Genomic DNA, 14,477 nt, shown 5'->3' with positions numbered 1-14,477 from the left:
GGCCACGACATTCACACTAATAGCCCCACCCGCCTGGGCACCAATTCAGCATCCCCCCACGGGCTTTAAGAAATGCGCGCCACCGGCAGATGATTCCCAATTTCCGCCGCGCGCGTTCCCGACATATCGATGTGCGCCTGCACCTGCTCTAACGTGATCATTCCGCACGCGAGTCCCAGCCAAATCTCCGGCGACATCTCCACGACATTGGGCGGCGTACCGCGCGTGTGCCTGGGGCCCTCAATGCACTGGACCGCGACGAAGGGCGGCACGCGCACCTCGACGCTATGCCCCGGAGCCTCTTGGGCGAGCATCCGCACGGACAGACGCACCGCTTTGGCAAGGCTCGCACGGCTTAACGACGACCCCTGCGCCCCATCCGGCCCGATGAAGGAGGCAGCCTCTTGGTCAGATAGCAATTCGCGGCCGAGAAGCCGTTGCGCCGCCCAGGGTGCGGCGGTGGAAAGAGCGCTGCGAACGTCGAAAGGCGAGATTTTGGATACCATAACCTCATCCTAGAGTTATGCTTTCATATATGGATACGCAGTCAACTGAAAAAGCTGAACAGGTGCATGCTCCAGCGTCACCATCTCTTGTACTCCGTTTTATGGCATCGCCGACCGATGTCATTATGGCCGGAACCAATTCTGTCCACGGCGGCCGTGTGTTGCAGTGGATTGACAAGGCCGCTTACGCCTGCGCGACCGGCTGGTCGGGACGCTACTGCGTGACTGCGTACTTCGGTCACATTCACTTCACTCGCCCGATTCCCAGCGGCCACATTGTCGAGGTGCGCTCCAAGATTGCGCATACCGGTCGCAGTTCCATGCACATCGTCAACGAAGTGCTCTCGGCTGATCCGCGCGAGGGCAAGTTCACCCGCGCAGCTGACTGCCTGGTGATCTTCGTGGCCATGGATGAAAACGGTAAGTCGACTCCGGTGCCGAAGTGGGTGCCGCAAACAGAGGAAGAAGAGCGCGTTGAGAAAGCCGCTCTTTCCCGTTTTGAGCTCCGCCGCGACATCGAAGCCAGCATGCGCGCGCAGACCTACTCCGCGGACTCTTCCGCACCCGAACTGACCACACGTTTCCTGGCAAAGCCGACCGATGTCAACTGGGGCGGAAACGTCCACGGCGGCACCGCCATGGAGTGGATCGACGAGGCTGCGACGGCAGTTACCACCAACTGGGCAGGGCGCCAGACCATTTCTGTCTACGCAGGTGGTATTCGCTTCTACAGCCCAATCCACATTGGCGACCTGGTTGAGGTGCGCGCACGCATCCTGCGTACAGGCACGACCTCGATGCACCTGTCGGTGCAGGTCTACTGCTGTGAGCCCCGCAAGGGTGTCGGCGGCCTGCGCAAGGCACTGCATTCGACCATGACGTATGTCGCAATTGATGACGATTTCAACCCGCAGCCGGTACCGCACTTCCAGCCGACGACGGATGAGGACAAGCGCCTGCACGCTCACGATCTGTCACTGAAGGCATTGCGTGACAAGTACAGCCCGCTGCCGCTGATTGAGCGCGAACAGGATTAAGCCGCCTGGCTACCCGGCTTCCTGTTTTTCCACCAGATGGATAGGAACATCCAGCCAATCAGCGCGAAGGTGATGTAGGTGACGTACCGGTCAATCGTCTGCAGGGAGCCCTGGATGCTTGGGCCAAACTTCAGGCCCAAGTACAGGTAGAAGCACTTGAGCATTGCGGCACAGAAGAAGAGGTACACGCCTACTACCCAGCCGCGCACCTTCGCAATACCACCGATGGCCACGACAATCGTGGCCGGAATCGGCGAGAATGGCACAAACGATGCCAGCACACTCAGCCCGATGCGTTCATAGATGAAGTTCTCCATCTTCTTAAACCATCGCGGTGGGTGTCCGCCGAAACTCATCGTTATGAATTCCGTGCCCCACTTCTTGCCCATCCAGTAGAAGAACGGCATGAACTTGATTGTCGAAAGCGCCGCAATCACTACAACAGCGAAGAGGAAGAGCGGCCGGTCCTCGTTTTCCGACGCGAGAATCAGCACCGACAGATTCGATCCTGTCAGCCATGTGTGCAAGAACGTGTACTTGAGCAGCAAAACCGCACGGAACGGGATGATTGCAAAGCCGTACACGGCAACCAGCATCAGCGATGCATAGAGAAGCTTGTCTATTTTGTCCGGCTCACGCAGGAAGCTCGGCAGATCCTCACGAGGGTCGTGCTCGGCCTCGTTACGCATGTCGGGTGAAGTCATGAACCACAGTTTAACTGCACGCCCTCTTCTGCAGCAGGAGCCGCAGACTAGGCCATTACGTACGGCTCAGACGCACTCGCCAAGGACGAGCGCAGCGCCGCCTACTATCCTGAGAAGATATGACCACCGATTCACCCGCGCCTGTGCCCGCACAGCAGCCTCACGCAGCACGGTCTGAGTCTTCCTCACCATCGCTTGACGACGGCCAGGAGAACGCATCCTCACCGAGCATGCTGCAACGTGTTCGCGCCGCTATCCCGCCTGTTTCCATCCTGGTACTGACGGCGGTATTCCTCTTCGCCGGGTGGTTCACGCTCTTCGGTCCTATCAATGTTCTGGCGTGGCGTGGTGGCACGTTCCCCCGCACCGAGGCAGACCGCCCTTACTATCAGCAGGCTCTGAAGGATGTTGCGCGCTATCAGTACGAGGAGCAGCCCTCCCCTGAGGTTTACTTCGGCCTGGCGTGTGGCGCTACTGATGACGACATCCGCAGCGTTATCCCCAAGGTCGGCGAGCACCCGAATTCAGACGCAGACCCAACTGCTGATGCAGATGCCGTCGCCGCCGCTGCTGCCACCAGGCCGGGTTCTGCACCCACAGCTGCGAACCAGACCGCGAAGCTGAATCCAAACCTTGACGCATTCGGCAACACGGTCGACTGCTCCGGTTCCTGGACTGCGCCATTCTTGTCATTCCTGCTCGCGTCCGCGGGTGTTCCGGTCTTTGATACGCCCGAGGATTCGGCTGCCGCAGCCGAGAACCCATGGCTGGTTACGGATGTCGAACAGCTCATGGATGCCTACAAGGCACATGATGCTTTCGTCACCGACAAGGACTTCTCTCCTCAGGTGGGTGACATCATTTTCTACCGCTACCCCGCAGGCCTTGGGGTGCACGCCAACATGGTTGTCGCGGTTCAGGGTGACTGGGTCACCATCGGTGGCGATGAGCTTGGCAAGGTCGGTCTAGCTAGCATGACCCTGCGCAACCGAGGTGGCATCGTGGGCTACGGTGCCACGGGCTACTTCGAGCAGGCACCGCTGGACGCCACCAAATAGCCAAGTTTAAATAGGCAAGTTTTCCTCGATGAGGTCGCGCAGAGCATCGTCGTCAGGCGAGACCTTGGAGCGGAAACGGCCGATGACCTCACCCTCGGGCGAGACAACGAACTTTTCGAAGTTCCACTTCACATCCCCAGCCTCGCCGTCGGCATCCGGGGTTTCCTTAAGCAGCTTGTACAGTGGGTGCGCACCATCGCCGTTGACCTCCGTCTTTTGGAAGAGCGGAAAGGTAACGCCGAATTCGCGCTGGCAGAACTGCTTGATTTCCTCGGCGCTGCCGGGCTCTTGCCCACCGAACTGGTTGCAGGGGAAGCCGAGGACGAAGAAGCCGCGGGGTGCGAATTCGTCGAAAAGTCCTTGCAGATCGTCGTACTGATCTGTGAAACCGCACTCCGAGGCGGTGTTGACGATAAGCAGAACGTGGCCTGCCCAGTCATTCATCGTTGCTTCGTTGCCGTCGATGGTGGTCACTGGGATGTCGAAGAGATTGCTCATAAACCCCACACTAGGGCAGTGCCCCGATAGCCGTCAGAGGTAGCGACTAGCCGACCTGCTCCATACCTTCAAAGAGCTCGCGGCCCAGCGGCACCGAAGAGTGGTTGACCGGCTGCGCACCCCCATCGACCGCCTGGTCAATGATGCCGACAACATCCTGGCGTAGCTTGTGCTCCCGCAGTTTCAAAGCGTTGACGGAGATGCGCACCGCGCGGCCCTTCTCCAGCGAGCGCTGCACCGAGGAGCGCACCGCACGGCGCCACCAACCGGCGCCGCCGAAGCCCTCGCCGATAGCCAGCACGCGAGTCGGATCAACAGCACCAGTGGTCAGGTCGCGGACACCATTTCGGTCCGCTGCCACACGGAAGCCCAGCTCCGGCAGCACGTTCATGGTCTCTGGCGACATGGTCCACTTCGGCGGTGCAAAGACGTCCGTCTCAAAACCCATCGCACGCATCTGGCGCGTTGCGGCGGTCAGGCGCAAACGCGCTTCATGTTCGCTTAACGACGCAAATTCCGCGCCCCGGCCTCGAACTGACTGATCAAACCCCGCGAGAACAATCTCGATGCCGTCATCGCTACGACGGCGGAGCCAATCCAGCACCGCCGGAGCTTCCCGCAACGACCAGTTTTTACCCGCATGCGGCGCTACCAGCAGAGACGGTGTAATACCGCGCTGTTCCATCGCTGCCACGAAACGAGCGACGTCGAGCAATGTGCCATCGCGCAAACCCGACACCGACACCAAAAGCGGCGAACCGACCTCACCACCGTCAACAGTTACGAGCTCTTTGCCCGCTGGACGAATGACCTGGTCGGTCGTCCGAATCTGTTCTTGCACCCCACTGCCTGCCATGGATTCAACAAAAACAGGCGTATGTAAATTTTTGGTAACGGAGAGGACAAGGCTTGGAGAATACTCAGAAGCCTTTCAAGTAAGAGTTCAAAAAGCGCCATCGCAGGGCATCAATTCGCGTCTGCAGCGCGGATTATCCCCAATGCACAACCTCATCGAGCGCCAGTCCCTTGCGCCAACCGAACTTCTCCAAGTCACGCTCCTCGGCCAGGTGCGTTACTGGACCAATGCACAGCCAGGCCACCGGGCGCACGGGTGCCTCGACACCGACAAAGTCAGCCAGGAAATCCTCATGGTAGAAACTGACCCAGCCGACGCCGAGCCCCTCTGCCGTAGCAGCCAGCCACAGATTCTGAATAGCCAGCGCGACTGACATGAGGCCGGTGTCATCGACGGTGTCGCGGCCGAGAATGTTCTTGCCGCCACGGGTCGGGTCATAGGTGACGACGATGCCCGTTCCCGAGTCCACAATTCCTTCAATCTGAATCGGATTGAAGGTCTCACGCCGCTCGCCTTCGAGCTTGGCCGCGAATTCAGCGCGGCGTCCGGCTACGTGGTCGGCAAACTGCCGCAGGCGGTCCGGGCTCTGAATGATATGAAAGTCCCATGGTTGGGACAGCCCCACCGATGGGGCAGCGTGGGCCGCCGCCAACACGCGCATCAATCGCTCCCTGTCCACCACTTCTCCGGCGAATTCGCGGCGCACATCCCGCCGCCGAAAAAGGGTGTGGTAGACGGCCAACTGATCGTCGGAAAGCGAATCGGTGTCAAAACCCTGCGCTGCCAGCAGCGTGCGCATATCCATGCCGTTACTCCACCGCACCAGCAGTGTGGACAATCCAGGCGTACTCGAAGGCAGTCTGACGCCAACGTTCGTAACGACCGGAAACACCACCATGACCAGCGGACATCTCGGTCTTGAGCAGGAACTGCCCCGGCTGACCTCCGGCAACCTCGCGCAGCTTGGCAATCCACTTTGCCGGCTCCACGTAGAGCACGCGGGTGTCGTTCAAACTAGTAATCGCGAGAATCTTCGGGTATTTCGCATCGGCCGAGATGTTCTCGTACGGCGCGTAGGAGGCCATGTAGTCGTAGACCTCCGGGTCGTGGTAGGGATCGCCCCACTCATCCCACTCCACCACGGTCAGCGGCAGCTCTGGCATCAGCATGGACGTCAGGCAGTCGACAAACGGGACCACGGCCTGAATGCCCGCGAACCTATCGCCAGCAATGTTTGCGACCACGCCCATCAGCATGCCACCCGCCGAACCGCCGAGTGCTACCAGCTGCTCGCGCGTGGTCCAACCGGAATCCAGCAGGTAGTCAGCGACGGCGACGAAGTCAGTGAACGTGTTCTTCTTCGTGGTTGCGCGGCCGTTCTCCCACCAGCCACGACCCATCTCGCCACCACCGCGGACGTGTGCAATGACAAAGATCATCCCGCGATCCAGCAGCGAGAGCCGCGCGATGGAAAAGCCCGGATCCATCGACGATTCATAGGAGCCGTAGCCGTAGAGGAGCGTCGGATTCGGCTTGCTCAGGTCCAGGTCCGCGCGGTGGATGATCGATACCGGAATCTGGGCACCGTCGGCTGCACTCACCCATTCACGCTTGGCGACGTAATCACCGCGATTAAACTCCCCGCGAATCTTCTGCTCCTTGAGCAGCACTCGCTTGCCAGAGGCAATGTCAATCTGCCAGAGCTGCGACGGCGTGGTGAAGGAGCCGTAAGCGTAGCGCAACACCGGGGTGTCCCATTCAGCGTTGCCGGTAGTGCCTGCGGAATAGAGCTCTTCGTCGAAGTCGAGCTCGACGAAGTTCACAGCGGACGCTGGCACTGGAACAGCAGCATCGCCTGTATCAGAGATATCACCAGCGGAGCCAGCACCATCCTCGTCATGATCCAATACCGCCAGCGCCACACGGCCAATACCGCCGCGACGGTAGCCAAACGCGATGTGGCCAGCGAAGCAGTCGACGCCCTCAACGCGGACGTCATCGCGGTGAGGAACCAGCTCAGTGAGCTCTGAAACGCTGTCGAAAGACCCCACTGGCACCATGGCCAGTGCGAAGTTCGAACCAGTCATATTGTGTGTAATCAGCCACATATCCCGGCCGCTGATGACGGCGTGGTCGATGTCGTATTCAACACCGGCCTCGCGCGGGCGCACGCAGGTAAACTCACCGGTCGGGTCACTGGCGTCCAGGTACCAAACCTCGGAGGTAATCTTCGAGGAGCTCTCAATAATCAGGTACTTTTCGCTGCGTACCGTACCGACTCCGACCCAGTAGGCCTCATCGGGCTCATGGAAGACACAGACGTCATCCTCGGTGGAGGTGCCCACGCGGTGACGCCACACGGAATCCGGCCGCCAGGCTTCGTCGACCTTCTGGTAGAAGATCCACTCGGAGCCGACCCAGGTAGCACCTGCGGCGATGCCCGCAATTTCGTCGTCAAGCAGTTCGCCCGTACGCAAATCCTTTACGCGCAGCGTGTAGCGCTCGTCGCCTGTGACGTCGGTGGAATAGGCCAGCAGATTGCCGTCCGCGGAGACGCTCGCTGCGCCGAGGGCGAAGAAATCATGGCCTTCGGCCAGCTCGTTGGCATCCAGGATGACCTGTTCTCCTGGTGCCGGGGCATCGTCGGCGATGGTCGGCGGAGTCCACGCGGCAAGACCGTCACCGGCCTCCGCACGCACGCGACAGCTCATCCCGTAGGACTTACCCTCCTGCGTGCGCGAGTAGTACCACCAGCCATTAAGGCGAGTTGGGACCGACATATCGGTCTCCTGCACGCGCGACTTGATCTCCTTAAAAATCGCGTCCGCGGTGCCGTCAAGATCGGAGGTAAAAGCCTCCGTATAGGCATTTTCAGCCTCTAGGTATTCGATAACCTCGGAGTTTTCCTTATCGCGGAGCCACTCGAAGTTATCGGTGAAGTCCCTTCCGTGGAAGGACCGAGTCACCGGCTTCCGTTGTGCACGGGGTGCAGGCAAATCCTTTTTTGCAGGCTTGCCGACGGATGCCGAGTCCAAGGTCACTTCGCTCACGCAGGTTCTCCAATCCAGTCCGAGAAGCGGCGGCCCGACAGTCGTTCGTAGGCCTCGACGTACCGCTCGCGAGTTGCTTCCACAACACTACCCGGCAGCGCTGGCGGCGGAGTGCCCTCGTCCTTCTTCCAGCCGGACTTGGAGCAGGTCAGCCAGTTTCGTACGTACTGCTTGTCAAAGCTCGGGTTAACCGAACCCTCCTGGTAGGAGTCGGCTGGCCAGTAGCGGGAGGAGTCCGGGGTGAGAACCTCGTCGGCCAGCACCAGATTGCCGTCGGAGTCGAGACCGAACTCGAACTTGGTGTCGGCCAGGATGATGCCGCGCTCAGCAGCCAGTTCAGCAGCCTGGGTGTAGATACGCAGGGTGGCATCGCGCAGCTCTTCGGCGCGCTTCTGCCCCAGGGACTCCACAACGGCGTCGAAGGAGACATTCTCGTCGTGCTCGCCCAGTTCGGCCTTGGTGGCCGGGGTGAAAATCGGTTCTGGCAACTTGGAGCCCTCGACGAGGCCCTCTGGCAGCTCAATGCCACAGACAGTGCCGTTTTCCTTGTACTCGACCAGACCAGAGCCGGTCAGGTAGCCACGTGCGACGCACTCGAATGGCAGCATGTCCAGCTTCTTGCACACCAGCGCACGGCCGAGGCACTCCTCCGGAATGCGCTCATCGTCAGCCGGGCCAGCCATGTGGTTCGGGAAGTCAATCTCATCGAAGAAGAACACGCTCATCGCGGTGAGCACTCGACCCTTGTCAGGAATCGGGGTCTCCAGAATGTGGTCGAAGGCAGAAATACGGTCACTGACCACAAGCAGCAGAGTCTCAGGGTCAATCTCGTAGATTTCCCGGACCTTGCCCGCGGAAAGATGGTTATACGAGGAAAGTTCAGGTCGCATGGCGATAAAGTCTAAACCCCTATACGCCTTTGCACTCTATTGATACCTCCGGCCGCCACCCCAACTAGTGGGGATTGACGCAATTACCGTCGTCAAGCGGGAAAACTTTTGAGATTCCGGAGTGCTGCCCATCGAATTTTTCACAGGTGGACGACGGTGTTTACCCCTCACCTCCCCCGCTCGGTAGATGACTGGACAAAAATATTTCTAAAAACGTGACAGAAAACACCGATACCAGTATTGTCTAAATTTAGTAATTCACGTCACACTTCAAGGATTTTGAAGGGAACAATCACATGGCAGCTCAGGCCAACAATAACTCTCTGCGCCGCGCAGTCGTCGTCGGCGGTAACCGCATTCCGTTCGCTCGTTCTAATAAGGAATACGCTAACGAGTCGAACCAGGATATGCTGACCGCCGCAATCGACGGTCTCGTCGCCCGCTTCGGTATCGGCGGCGAGCGCCTCGGCGCAGTCTCCGCCGGCGCCGTGCTGAAGCACTCCCGTGACTTTAACCTCACCCGTGAGTGTGTCCTCGGCTCCGCACTGGCGCCGGACACCCCGGCTTTCGACATTCAGATGGCATGTGCCACCGGCATGGAGGCCCTCAACTCTGTCTCCAACATGATTAAGCTGGGCCAGATTGACTCCGCTATCGCCGGCGGCGTGGACACCACCTCCGACGCTCCGATTGCTGTCAACGACCGTCTGCGCAAGATCCTGCTGGAGGCCAGCCGCCAGAAGTCCACTCTGGACATGGCAAAGGTCTTCCTGAAGGCTCGTCCGTCCGACCTGGCTCCAGACACTCCGTCGACCGGCGAGCCGCGCACTGGCCTGTCCATGGGTGAGCACCAGGCCATCACCACCGCCAAGTGGGGCGTTACCCGTGCTGAGCAGGACGAGCTCGCCGCCGCTTCCCACCAGAACATGGCAAACGCTTACGACGAGGGCTTTTTCACTGACCTCGTCACCCCGTACAAGGGCGTTTCCCGCGATACCAACATGCGCCCGGACTCCACCCCGGAGAAGCTGGCCAAGCTCAAGCCAGTCTTCGGCCGCGGTCTGGAAGCAGAGCCGACCATGACCGCTGGTAACTCCACTCCGCTTACCGACGGCGCCTCCGCCGTCCTCGTCTCCACCCCGGAGTGGGCCGCTGAGCGCGGTCTGCCGGTGCTTGCCGACGTCGTCGATTCCGAGGCAGCCGCAGTCGACTTCGTCCACGGCGACGAGGGCCTGCTGATGGCTCCGGCTTACGCCACCCCGCGCCTGCTGGCCCGCAACGGCTGGACCTTCGACGACTTCGACTTCTTCGAGATCCACGAGGCCTTCGCCGGCACCGTCCTGTCCACCATGAAGGCATGGGAGGACGAGGAGTTCTGCCGCACCAAGCTCGGACTGGAAGGCCCGCTGGGCTCCATTCCGCGCGAGAAGCTCAACGTCAAGGGCTCTTCCCTGGCAGCCGGCCACCCATTCGCCGCTACCGGCGGCCGCATTGTGGCAGCCCTCGCCAAGATGCTGCGCCAGAAGGCAGACGAGACCGGCAAGACCACTCGCGGCCTGATCTCCGTTTGTGCTGCGGGCGGCCAGGGTGTTGTCGCAGTTCTCGAGGCTCGCGTCTAAAAGCGCACCACCGATAAAGACACTTTTACTTTCAAGGAGAATTTTCCATGACCGATAAGTACCAGGAACTCGTCAACGGTGGTCCGCTCACTGGACTGGCTAAGGCCGCTGGCCTGCCGCAGCCACCGTTCCTGCGCCGCCACAAGCCGGGCGGTCCGCTGCTGAACAACGACAAGGTGCTCGTCACCGGCGAGGGTGCAGATGCAGACGCAGTTGCAGCCCAGCTGGCTGAGTGGGGCCTGCAAGTTCGTCGTGGCAACGCCGCTGACGACAAGATTGGTGCCATTGTCCTCGTCGCCACTGAGGCCAAGCGTCCGGCAGAGCTGCAGGGCCCAGTGCTCGCTGCTGCAAAGCACATGCGCAAGCTGGACAAGGGTGGCCGCATCGTCACCGTCTCCCGCGCCAAGGATGCTCACCACAACGCAACCCCGGCCGAGATCGCTGAGAACGCTGTCGCCGGTGGTATCGAGGGCCTGATTCGCTCCCTCGGCCACGAGGTTCGTGGCGGCTCCACCGCCAACGGCATCCTCGTTGCTCCGGGGGTCTCGGTCACCGCGCCATCCGTGATTTCCTCCCTGCACTTCTTCCTCTCCGGCCGCTCGGCCTTCATCGACGGCCAGTTCCTCCGCGTCACCTCCGACGCTGGCGAGATCCCGTCCGACTGGGATAAGCCGCTGGCTGGCAAGGTTGCCGCTGTCACCGGTTCCGCCCGTGGTATCGGTGCCGCTATCGCTCGCCAGCTCAAGGCTGACGGCGCAGAGGTCATCGTCATCGACGTTCCACAGGCGGGCGAGGCTCTGTCCAAGGTTGCCAACGAGCTCGGTGGCCTGGCTCTGCAGCAGGACATCACTGCCGACGACGCCGGCAACGCCATTGCCGATGCCGCTGTGGCCCGCTACGGTCGCCTGGACATCGTCATCCACAACGCAGGCATCACCCGCGACAAGATGTTCGCCAACATGGACGACGCCAAGTGGGGCTCGGTCATCGCCGTCAACATCGAGTCTCAGCTGAAGATGAACGAGCAGCTGCTGAACCACAAGGCCTTCGAGAAGGCTCCGCGTATTGCCACCATGGCTTCCACCTCCGGTATCGCAGGTAACCGCGGCCAGACCAACTACGCCACCTCCAAGGCCGGCGTTATCGCAATGGTCGAGGCTTACGCTGAGGAGTTTGCTAAGCGCGGCGGCAACATCAACGCTGTTGCTCCGGGCTTCATCGAGACCGACATGACCGCTGCTATTCCGTTCGTCAACCGCCAGGTTGCTCGACGCGTGAACTCGCTGCAGCAGGGTGGCCAGCCGGGCGATGTCGCCCAGGCAATCGCCTTCCTGGTCTCCGACCGCGCTCTCGGCGTCAATGGTCACGTCCTGCGCGTCTGCGGTCAGAACATCGTCGGCGCCTAAGCGAAGTCGCGGCTTCCGCATAGGCTCCCGATAAGGAGGAAAGAGGAAAACTTATGGCTAAGACCCTGGATGCCATTCCCAATCTGGTTCCGCTCTACGCCAAGGCAGCTGCTGGTTCGGCGAAGAAACGCCCGAACTCCACCGAAATCAAGGTCGATGAACTAGTGGTCAAGGGCGTCACTGTCGATGCCGACCGTGACCAGGACTTCCGCGACGTCGTTGGCGCCCCGAAGTCTGAACAGGCTTTCTTCGGCCACATCCACGCCCTAATCATGCCCATCCAGATGGAGCTAATGGCTGCGGATGATTTCCCGCTGCCGATGATGGGCCTGGTCCACACCGAGAACACCTACCGCGAAATCTCGCCTGTCACACTCGGTGGCAAAGTTGATATCGCGGTGAAGGTTGCCGCATTCCGCGCTCACCGCTCGGGCACTGAGGTTGTTCTGGAGTCAACTGTTACATCGTCCACATCCGGCGCCACCTTGGTCGAGGAGCAGTCGGTGTATCTGGCCAAGGGCGTTCGCCTGAAGGATGCCGAGGGCTTCGAAGAGGTCCAGGCACAGCGTGAGGCCATCAAGTCCGGCGCCGAGACCATCAAACGCGAGCAGTTCAAGGTTCCCTTCCCCACCGCTCAGTGGAAGCTGGCTGGCAACACCGGCCGCAAGTGGGCCAAGGTTTCCGGTGACTGGAACCCGATTCACATCACCTCTGTCTCCGCGAAGGCTCTGGGCATGCCAGCAGCGATTGCACACGGCATGTACACCGCCTCCCGCGCGCTGGCTGAGGCACAGGTTCTGCCGGGTCAGTCGTACGAGTTCCAGATTTCCTTCGGTGCGCCGGTCGTTCTGCCGACCACCATCAATGTCGCACTCACCCACACCGGTGACGGTGCAGGTGCTGCTCACAACCTGACTGAGGGCAGCTCCAACATCGGCCGCGCAGTCAACATTGTCGCGTGGGATCGCAAGAAGAAGCGTCCGCACTTCACCGGAAGTGTTCGTCCGCTGAAGTAGTTGATGCGAAAGCGCTGTAGAAAACGCCGCGCTTTGGAAAACCAGTCTCCTCATCGACTGGGCCTTTCCAAAGCGCGGCGGTTTTGTTTCCCTGTTGTGCTTTTGCCCGGGGCACGACTGGAGCCCCCTCCGAGAGACACCACCTCCTCCCTCTCCCCCCGGCCGGCAACCCCGCCACTTTCCCGCCTTGAAGATCAGCTGCTGGGTTTTTCCGCCGTTAATGAAGAGTCGCGGCTTTACTTCGCAATTGCGTGACTAAGCACTTTTCAACCGCATGTAGGCAACGCCTTGTTGACACCCCATTCACTCCTCTATTTTATGTTCAATCCATTGAACATAGGAGGTAATCGAGTGTCTTCATCATCGAAGACGCCGCTGACTTTCACGGAACTCCCACCGGAGGAGTCACCCCGAATCGTGTACTTCTCCAGTGCTTCTGAAAACACTCACCGGTTCGTCCAAAAGCTGGCTCAACCAGCAGCACGCATCCCGTTACATCCGCGAAAAGACGGAATGATTCGCGTTTGCAGCCCATTTGTCCTGATCACACCGACTTATGGTGGCGGATGTCGGCGCCGCGCGGTACCTAAGCAAGTCATCGCTTTTCTCAACGACGAAACCAACAGGAGTTTCATCCGCGGTGTCATCACCTCGGGCAACACAAATTTCGGCACCGACTTTTGCATAGCCGGAGCCATCATTTCTGCAAAATGCCAGGTTCCGGAGCTATACCACTACGAGCTACTGGGGACAGACCACGATGTGGAAAACGTCAAAGAGGGCCTGGAAAAATTCTGGAGGAGCGCTACTTCTTGAACATCTACAGCTATTCAACTACGCCACCGTCTTTTCGAAAGGACCCAGCTGCCCGCCTTCGGCCGATCAACTGGAACCGAGTGCAAGATGACAAAGATCTCGAAGTGTGGAATCGCCTAACAGCAAATTTTTGGCTGCCCGAAAAAGTTCCGCTGTCCAATGACCTTGCAGACTGGCGACGTCTCACCGATCTAGAACGCGAGCTGACCATGAAGGTCTTCACCGGACTGACCATGCTCGACACAGTCCAGGCGTCTGTCGGGGAGATTTCCCAAATTCAAGATGCCCGCACCGAACATGAAGAGGCCGTCTACACGAATATCGCTTTCATGCAAGCAGTGCATGCAAAGTCTTATTCTTCAGTATTTTCTACGCTATCCAATACCCCTGACATCGACGCTGCCTACCAATGGGCAGTCGCCAATGACATCCTGCAGGCTCGGTCAAAAGCTGTGCTCAAACACTATTACGGCGACGTTCCACTCAAGCGAAAGGCGGCAGCAACGCTTCTTTCGTCCTTCTCGCTCTACGCCGGCTTCTACCTCCCGCTGCACTTCGCATCACGTGGCATCCTGACCAATACCGCCGACATGGTGCGCCTGATTCTGCGTGACAAAGCTGTTCACGGCTATTACTCCGGCTACAAATTCCAGCGAGGCGTAGAAACCTACGACACCGCCACGCAAACGCAGATGAAGGCTTTCGTCTTCGAACTTCTCGATGATCTATACCAGCTCGAACTGAGGTACTCCGAAGCCCTATACCAACCACTCGGGCTCTACGACGACGTTGCCAACTTCATTCGATACAACGCCAACAAAGCGCTCATGAACTTGGGATACCCGCAGCGGTTTAACCATGAAGAGACCGCCTTCAAGCCCGAAATTCTCGCCGCCCTCACCCCGGGGTCAGATGAAAACCACGACTTTTTCTCCGGTTCCGGCTCCGCATATGTCATCGGAAAAGCCGAAGACACCGCAGATGAAGACTGGGATTTCTAAATCCACGTCTTTCCCCATAC

General features: G+C 59.7%; 14 protein-coding genes. 7 read left to right on the top strand and 7 right to left on the bottom strand.

The features are described from left to right. Positions 1-65 precede the first annotated feature (65 nt). Positions 66-506, bottom strand: coding sequence for a sterol carrier family protein (locus tag QKE19_RS08715; RefSeq protein ID WP_016421391.1), 441 nt, complete (start codon positions 504-506; stop codon positions 66-68). Between the two features lie 29 nt (positions 507-535). On the opposite strand from QKE19_RS08715, the gene QKE19_RS08710 reads away from it, so the two are divergent. Beyond that, positions 536-1,543, top strand: coding sequence for an acyl-CoA thioesterase (locus QKE19_RS08710; protein WP_016421392.1), 1,008 nt, complete (start codon positions 536-538; stop codon positions 1,541-1,543). Here QKE19_RS08710 and QKE19_RS08705 read toward each other — a convergent pair. Continuing rightward, positions 1,540-2,247, bottom strand: coding sequence for a hypothetical protein (locus tag QKE19_RS08705; RefSeq protein WP_049193818.1), 708 nt, complete (start codon positions 2,245-2,247; stop codon positions 1,540-1,542). The genes QKE19_RS08710 and QKE19_RS08705 overlap by 4 nt on opposite strands. Before the next feature lie 119 nt (positions 2,248-2,366). Here QKE19_RS08705 and QKE19_RS08700 point away from each other — a divergent pair, with 119 nt between their 5' ends. Then, positions 2,367-3,305: a hypothetical protein gene (locus QKE19_RS08700; RefSeq protein ID WP_224783816.1), complete on the top strand. Its 939-nt coding sequence runs from the start codon at positions 2,367-2,369 to the stop codon at positions 3,303-3,305. A 6-nt stretch (positions 3,306-3,311) separates the two neighbouring features. Here QKE19_RS08700 and QKE19_RS08695 read toward each other — a convergent pair whose 3' ends face one another. From QKE19_RS08695 to QKE19_RS08675, 5 genes are all read right to left on the bottom strand, one after another. Continuing rightward, entirely contained in the window at positions 3,312-3,803 is a 492-nt protein-coding gene (locus QKE19_RS08695) for a glutathione peroxidase (protein ID WP_048732101.1), read from the bottom strand. 46 nt (positions 3,804-3,849) lie between these two features. Beyond that, a complete protein-coding gene (locus tag QKE19_RS08690) occupies positions 3,850-4,659 on the bottom strand; it encodes a polysaccharide deacetylase family protein (RefSeq protein WP_222865203.1) in 810 nt (269 codons plus the stop codon). A gap of 133 nt (positions 4,660-4,792) precedes the next feature. Further along, positions 4,793-5,464 (bottom strand): 5,6-dimethylbenzimidazole synthase, encoded by a 672-nt coding sequence (gene bluB / locus QKE19_RS08685; protein WP_048732096.1) that lies wholly within the window; start codon positions 5,462-5,464, stop codon positions 4,793-4,795. 4 nt (positions 5,465-5,468) lie between these two features. After that, entirely contained in the window at positions 5,469-7,655 is a 2,187-nt protein-coding gene (locus QKE19_RS08680; protein WP_076773412.1) for a S9 family peptidase, read from the bottom strand. Positions 7,656-7,705: 50 nt separating this feature from the next. Then, a complete protein-coding gene (locus tag QKE19_RS08675; protein WP_016421399.1) occupies positions 7,706-8,599 on the bottom strand; it encodes a phosphoribosylaminoimidazolesuccinocarboxamide synthase in 894 nt (297 codons plus the stop codon). 296 nt (positions 8,600-8,895) lie between these two features. On the opposite strand from QKE19_RS08675, the gene QKE19_RS08670 reads away from it, so the two are divergent. The 5 genes from QKE19_RS08670 to nrdF all read left to right on the top strand — a co-directional run bounded on the left by QKE19_RS08670 (position 8,896) and on the right by nrdF (position 14,457). Then, on the top strand, positions 8,896-10,218 hold the full coding sequence (locus QKE19_RS08670; RefSeq protein ID WP_016421400.1) for an acetyl-CoA C-acetyltransferase: 1,323 nt from the start codon (positions 8,896-8,898) through the stop codon (positions 10,216-10,218). Positions 10,219-10,265: 47 nt separating this feature from the next. Then, the gene (locus QKE19_RS08665) at positions 10,266-11,624 is read left to right on the top strand and encodes a 3-oxoacyl-ACP reductase (protein WP_049173074.1); all 1,359 of its coding nucleotides are present in this window, start codon (positions 10,266-10,268) and stop codon (positions 11,622-11,624) included. Positions 11,625-11,677: 53 nt separating this feature from the next. Beyond that, on the top strand, positions 11,678-12,640 hold the full coding sequence (locus QKE19_RS08660; protein ID WP_016421402.1) for a MaoC/PaaZ C-terminal domain-containing protein: 963 nt from the start codon (positions 11,678-11,680) through the stop codon (positions 12,638-12,640). 351 nt (positions 12,641-12,991) lie between these two features. After that, positions 12,992-13,456, top strand: a complete 465-nt coding sequence (gene nrdI / locus QKE19_RS08655) for a class Ib ribonucleoside-diphosphate reductase assembly flavoprotein NrdI (protein WP_080971522.1) — start codon at positions 12,992-12,994, stop codon at positions 13,454-13,456. Beyond that, complete coding sequence (gene nrdF / locus QKE19_RS08650) at positions 13,453-14,457, top strand: class 1b ribonucleoside-diphosphate reductase subunit beta (RefSeq protein ID WP_080971523.1); 1,005 nt, start codon at positions 13,453-13,455, stop codon at positions 14,455-14,457. The genes nrdI and nrdF overlap by 4 nt, the downstream gene beginning before the upstream one ends. The last annotated feature ends 20 nt before the right edge of the window (positions 14,458-14,477 follow it).

The sequence above is a fragment of the Corynebacterium sp. c8Ua_99 genome, from assembly GCF_039907185.1.
GTDB classification, from domain to species: Bacteria; Actinomycetota; Actinomycetes; order Mycobacteriales; family Mycobacteriaceae; genus Corynebacterium; species Corynebacterium jeikeium_D.
Note: the sequence above shows the minus strand (reverse complement) of the source record. Positions and strands in the feature narration are given on the sequence as shown.

Excerpts from the sequence above, each read along its gene's own strand:
- QKE19_RS08660 (WP_016421402.1), top strand. The coding sequence starts at position 11,678 with ATGGCTAAGACCCTGGATGCCATTCCCAATCTGGTTCCGCTCTACGCC.
- bluB (WP_048732096.1), bottom strand. The coding sequence starts at position 5,464 with ATGGATATGCGCACGCTGCTGGCAGCGCAGGGTTTTGACACCGATTCG.
- QKE19_RS08695 (WP_048732101.1), bottom strand. The coding sequence starts at position 3,803 with ATGAGCAATCTCTTCGACATCCCAGTGACCACCATCGACGGCAACGAA.
- QKE19_RS08715 (WP_016421391.1), bottom strand. The coding sequence starts at position 506 with ATGGTATCCAAAATCTCGCCTTTCGACGTTCGCAGCGCTCTTTCCACC.
- QKE19_RS08710 (WP_016421392.1), top strand. The coding sequence starts at position 536 with ATGGATACGCAGTCAACTGAAAAAGCTGAACAGGTGCATGCTCCAGCG.
- QKE19_RS08665 (WP_049173074.1), top strand. The coding sequence starts at position 10,266 with ATGACCGATAAGTACCAGGAACTCGTCAACGGTGGTCCGCTCACTGGA.
- QKE19_RS08690 (WP_222865203.1), bottom strand. The coding sequence starts at position 4,659 with ATGGCAGGCAGTGGGGTGCAAGAACAGATTCGGACGACCGACCAGGTC.
- QKE19_RS08700 (WP_224783816.1), top strand. The coding sequence starts at position 2,367 with ATGACCACCGATTCACCCGCGCCTGTGCCCGCACAGCAGCCTCACGCA.
- QKE19_RS08675 (WP_016421399.1), bottom strand. The coding sequence starts at position 8,599 with ATGCGACCTGAACTTTCCTCGTATAACCATCTTTCCGCGGGCAAGGTC.
- QKE19_RS08670 (WP_016421400.1), top strand. The coding sequence starts at position 8,896 with ATGGCAGCTCAGGCCAACAATAACTCTCTGCGCCGCGCAGTCGTCGTC.
- QKE19_RS08705 (WP_049193818.1), bottom strand. The coding sequence starts at position 2,247 with ATGACTTCACCCGACATGCGTAACGAGGCCGAGCACGACCCTCGTGAG.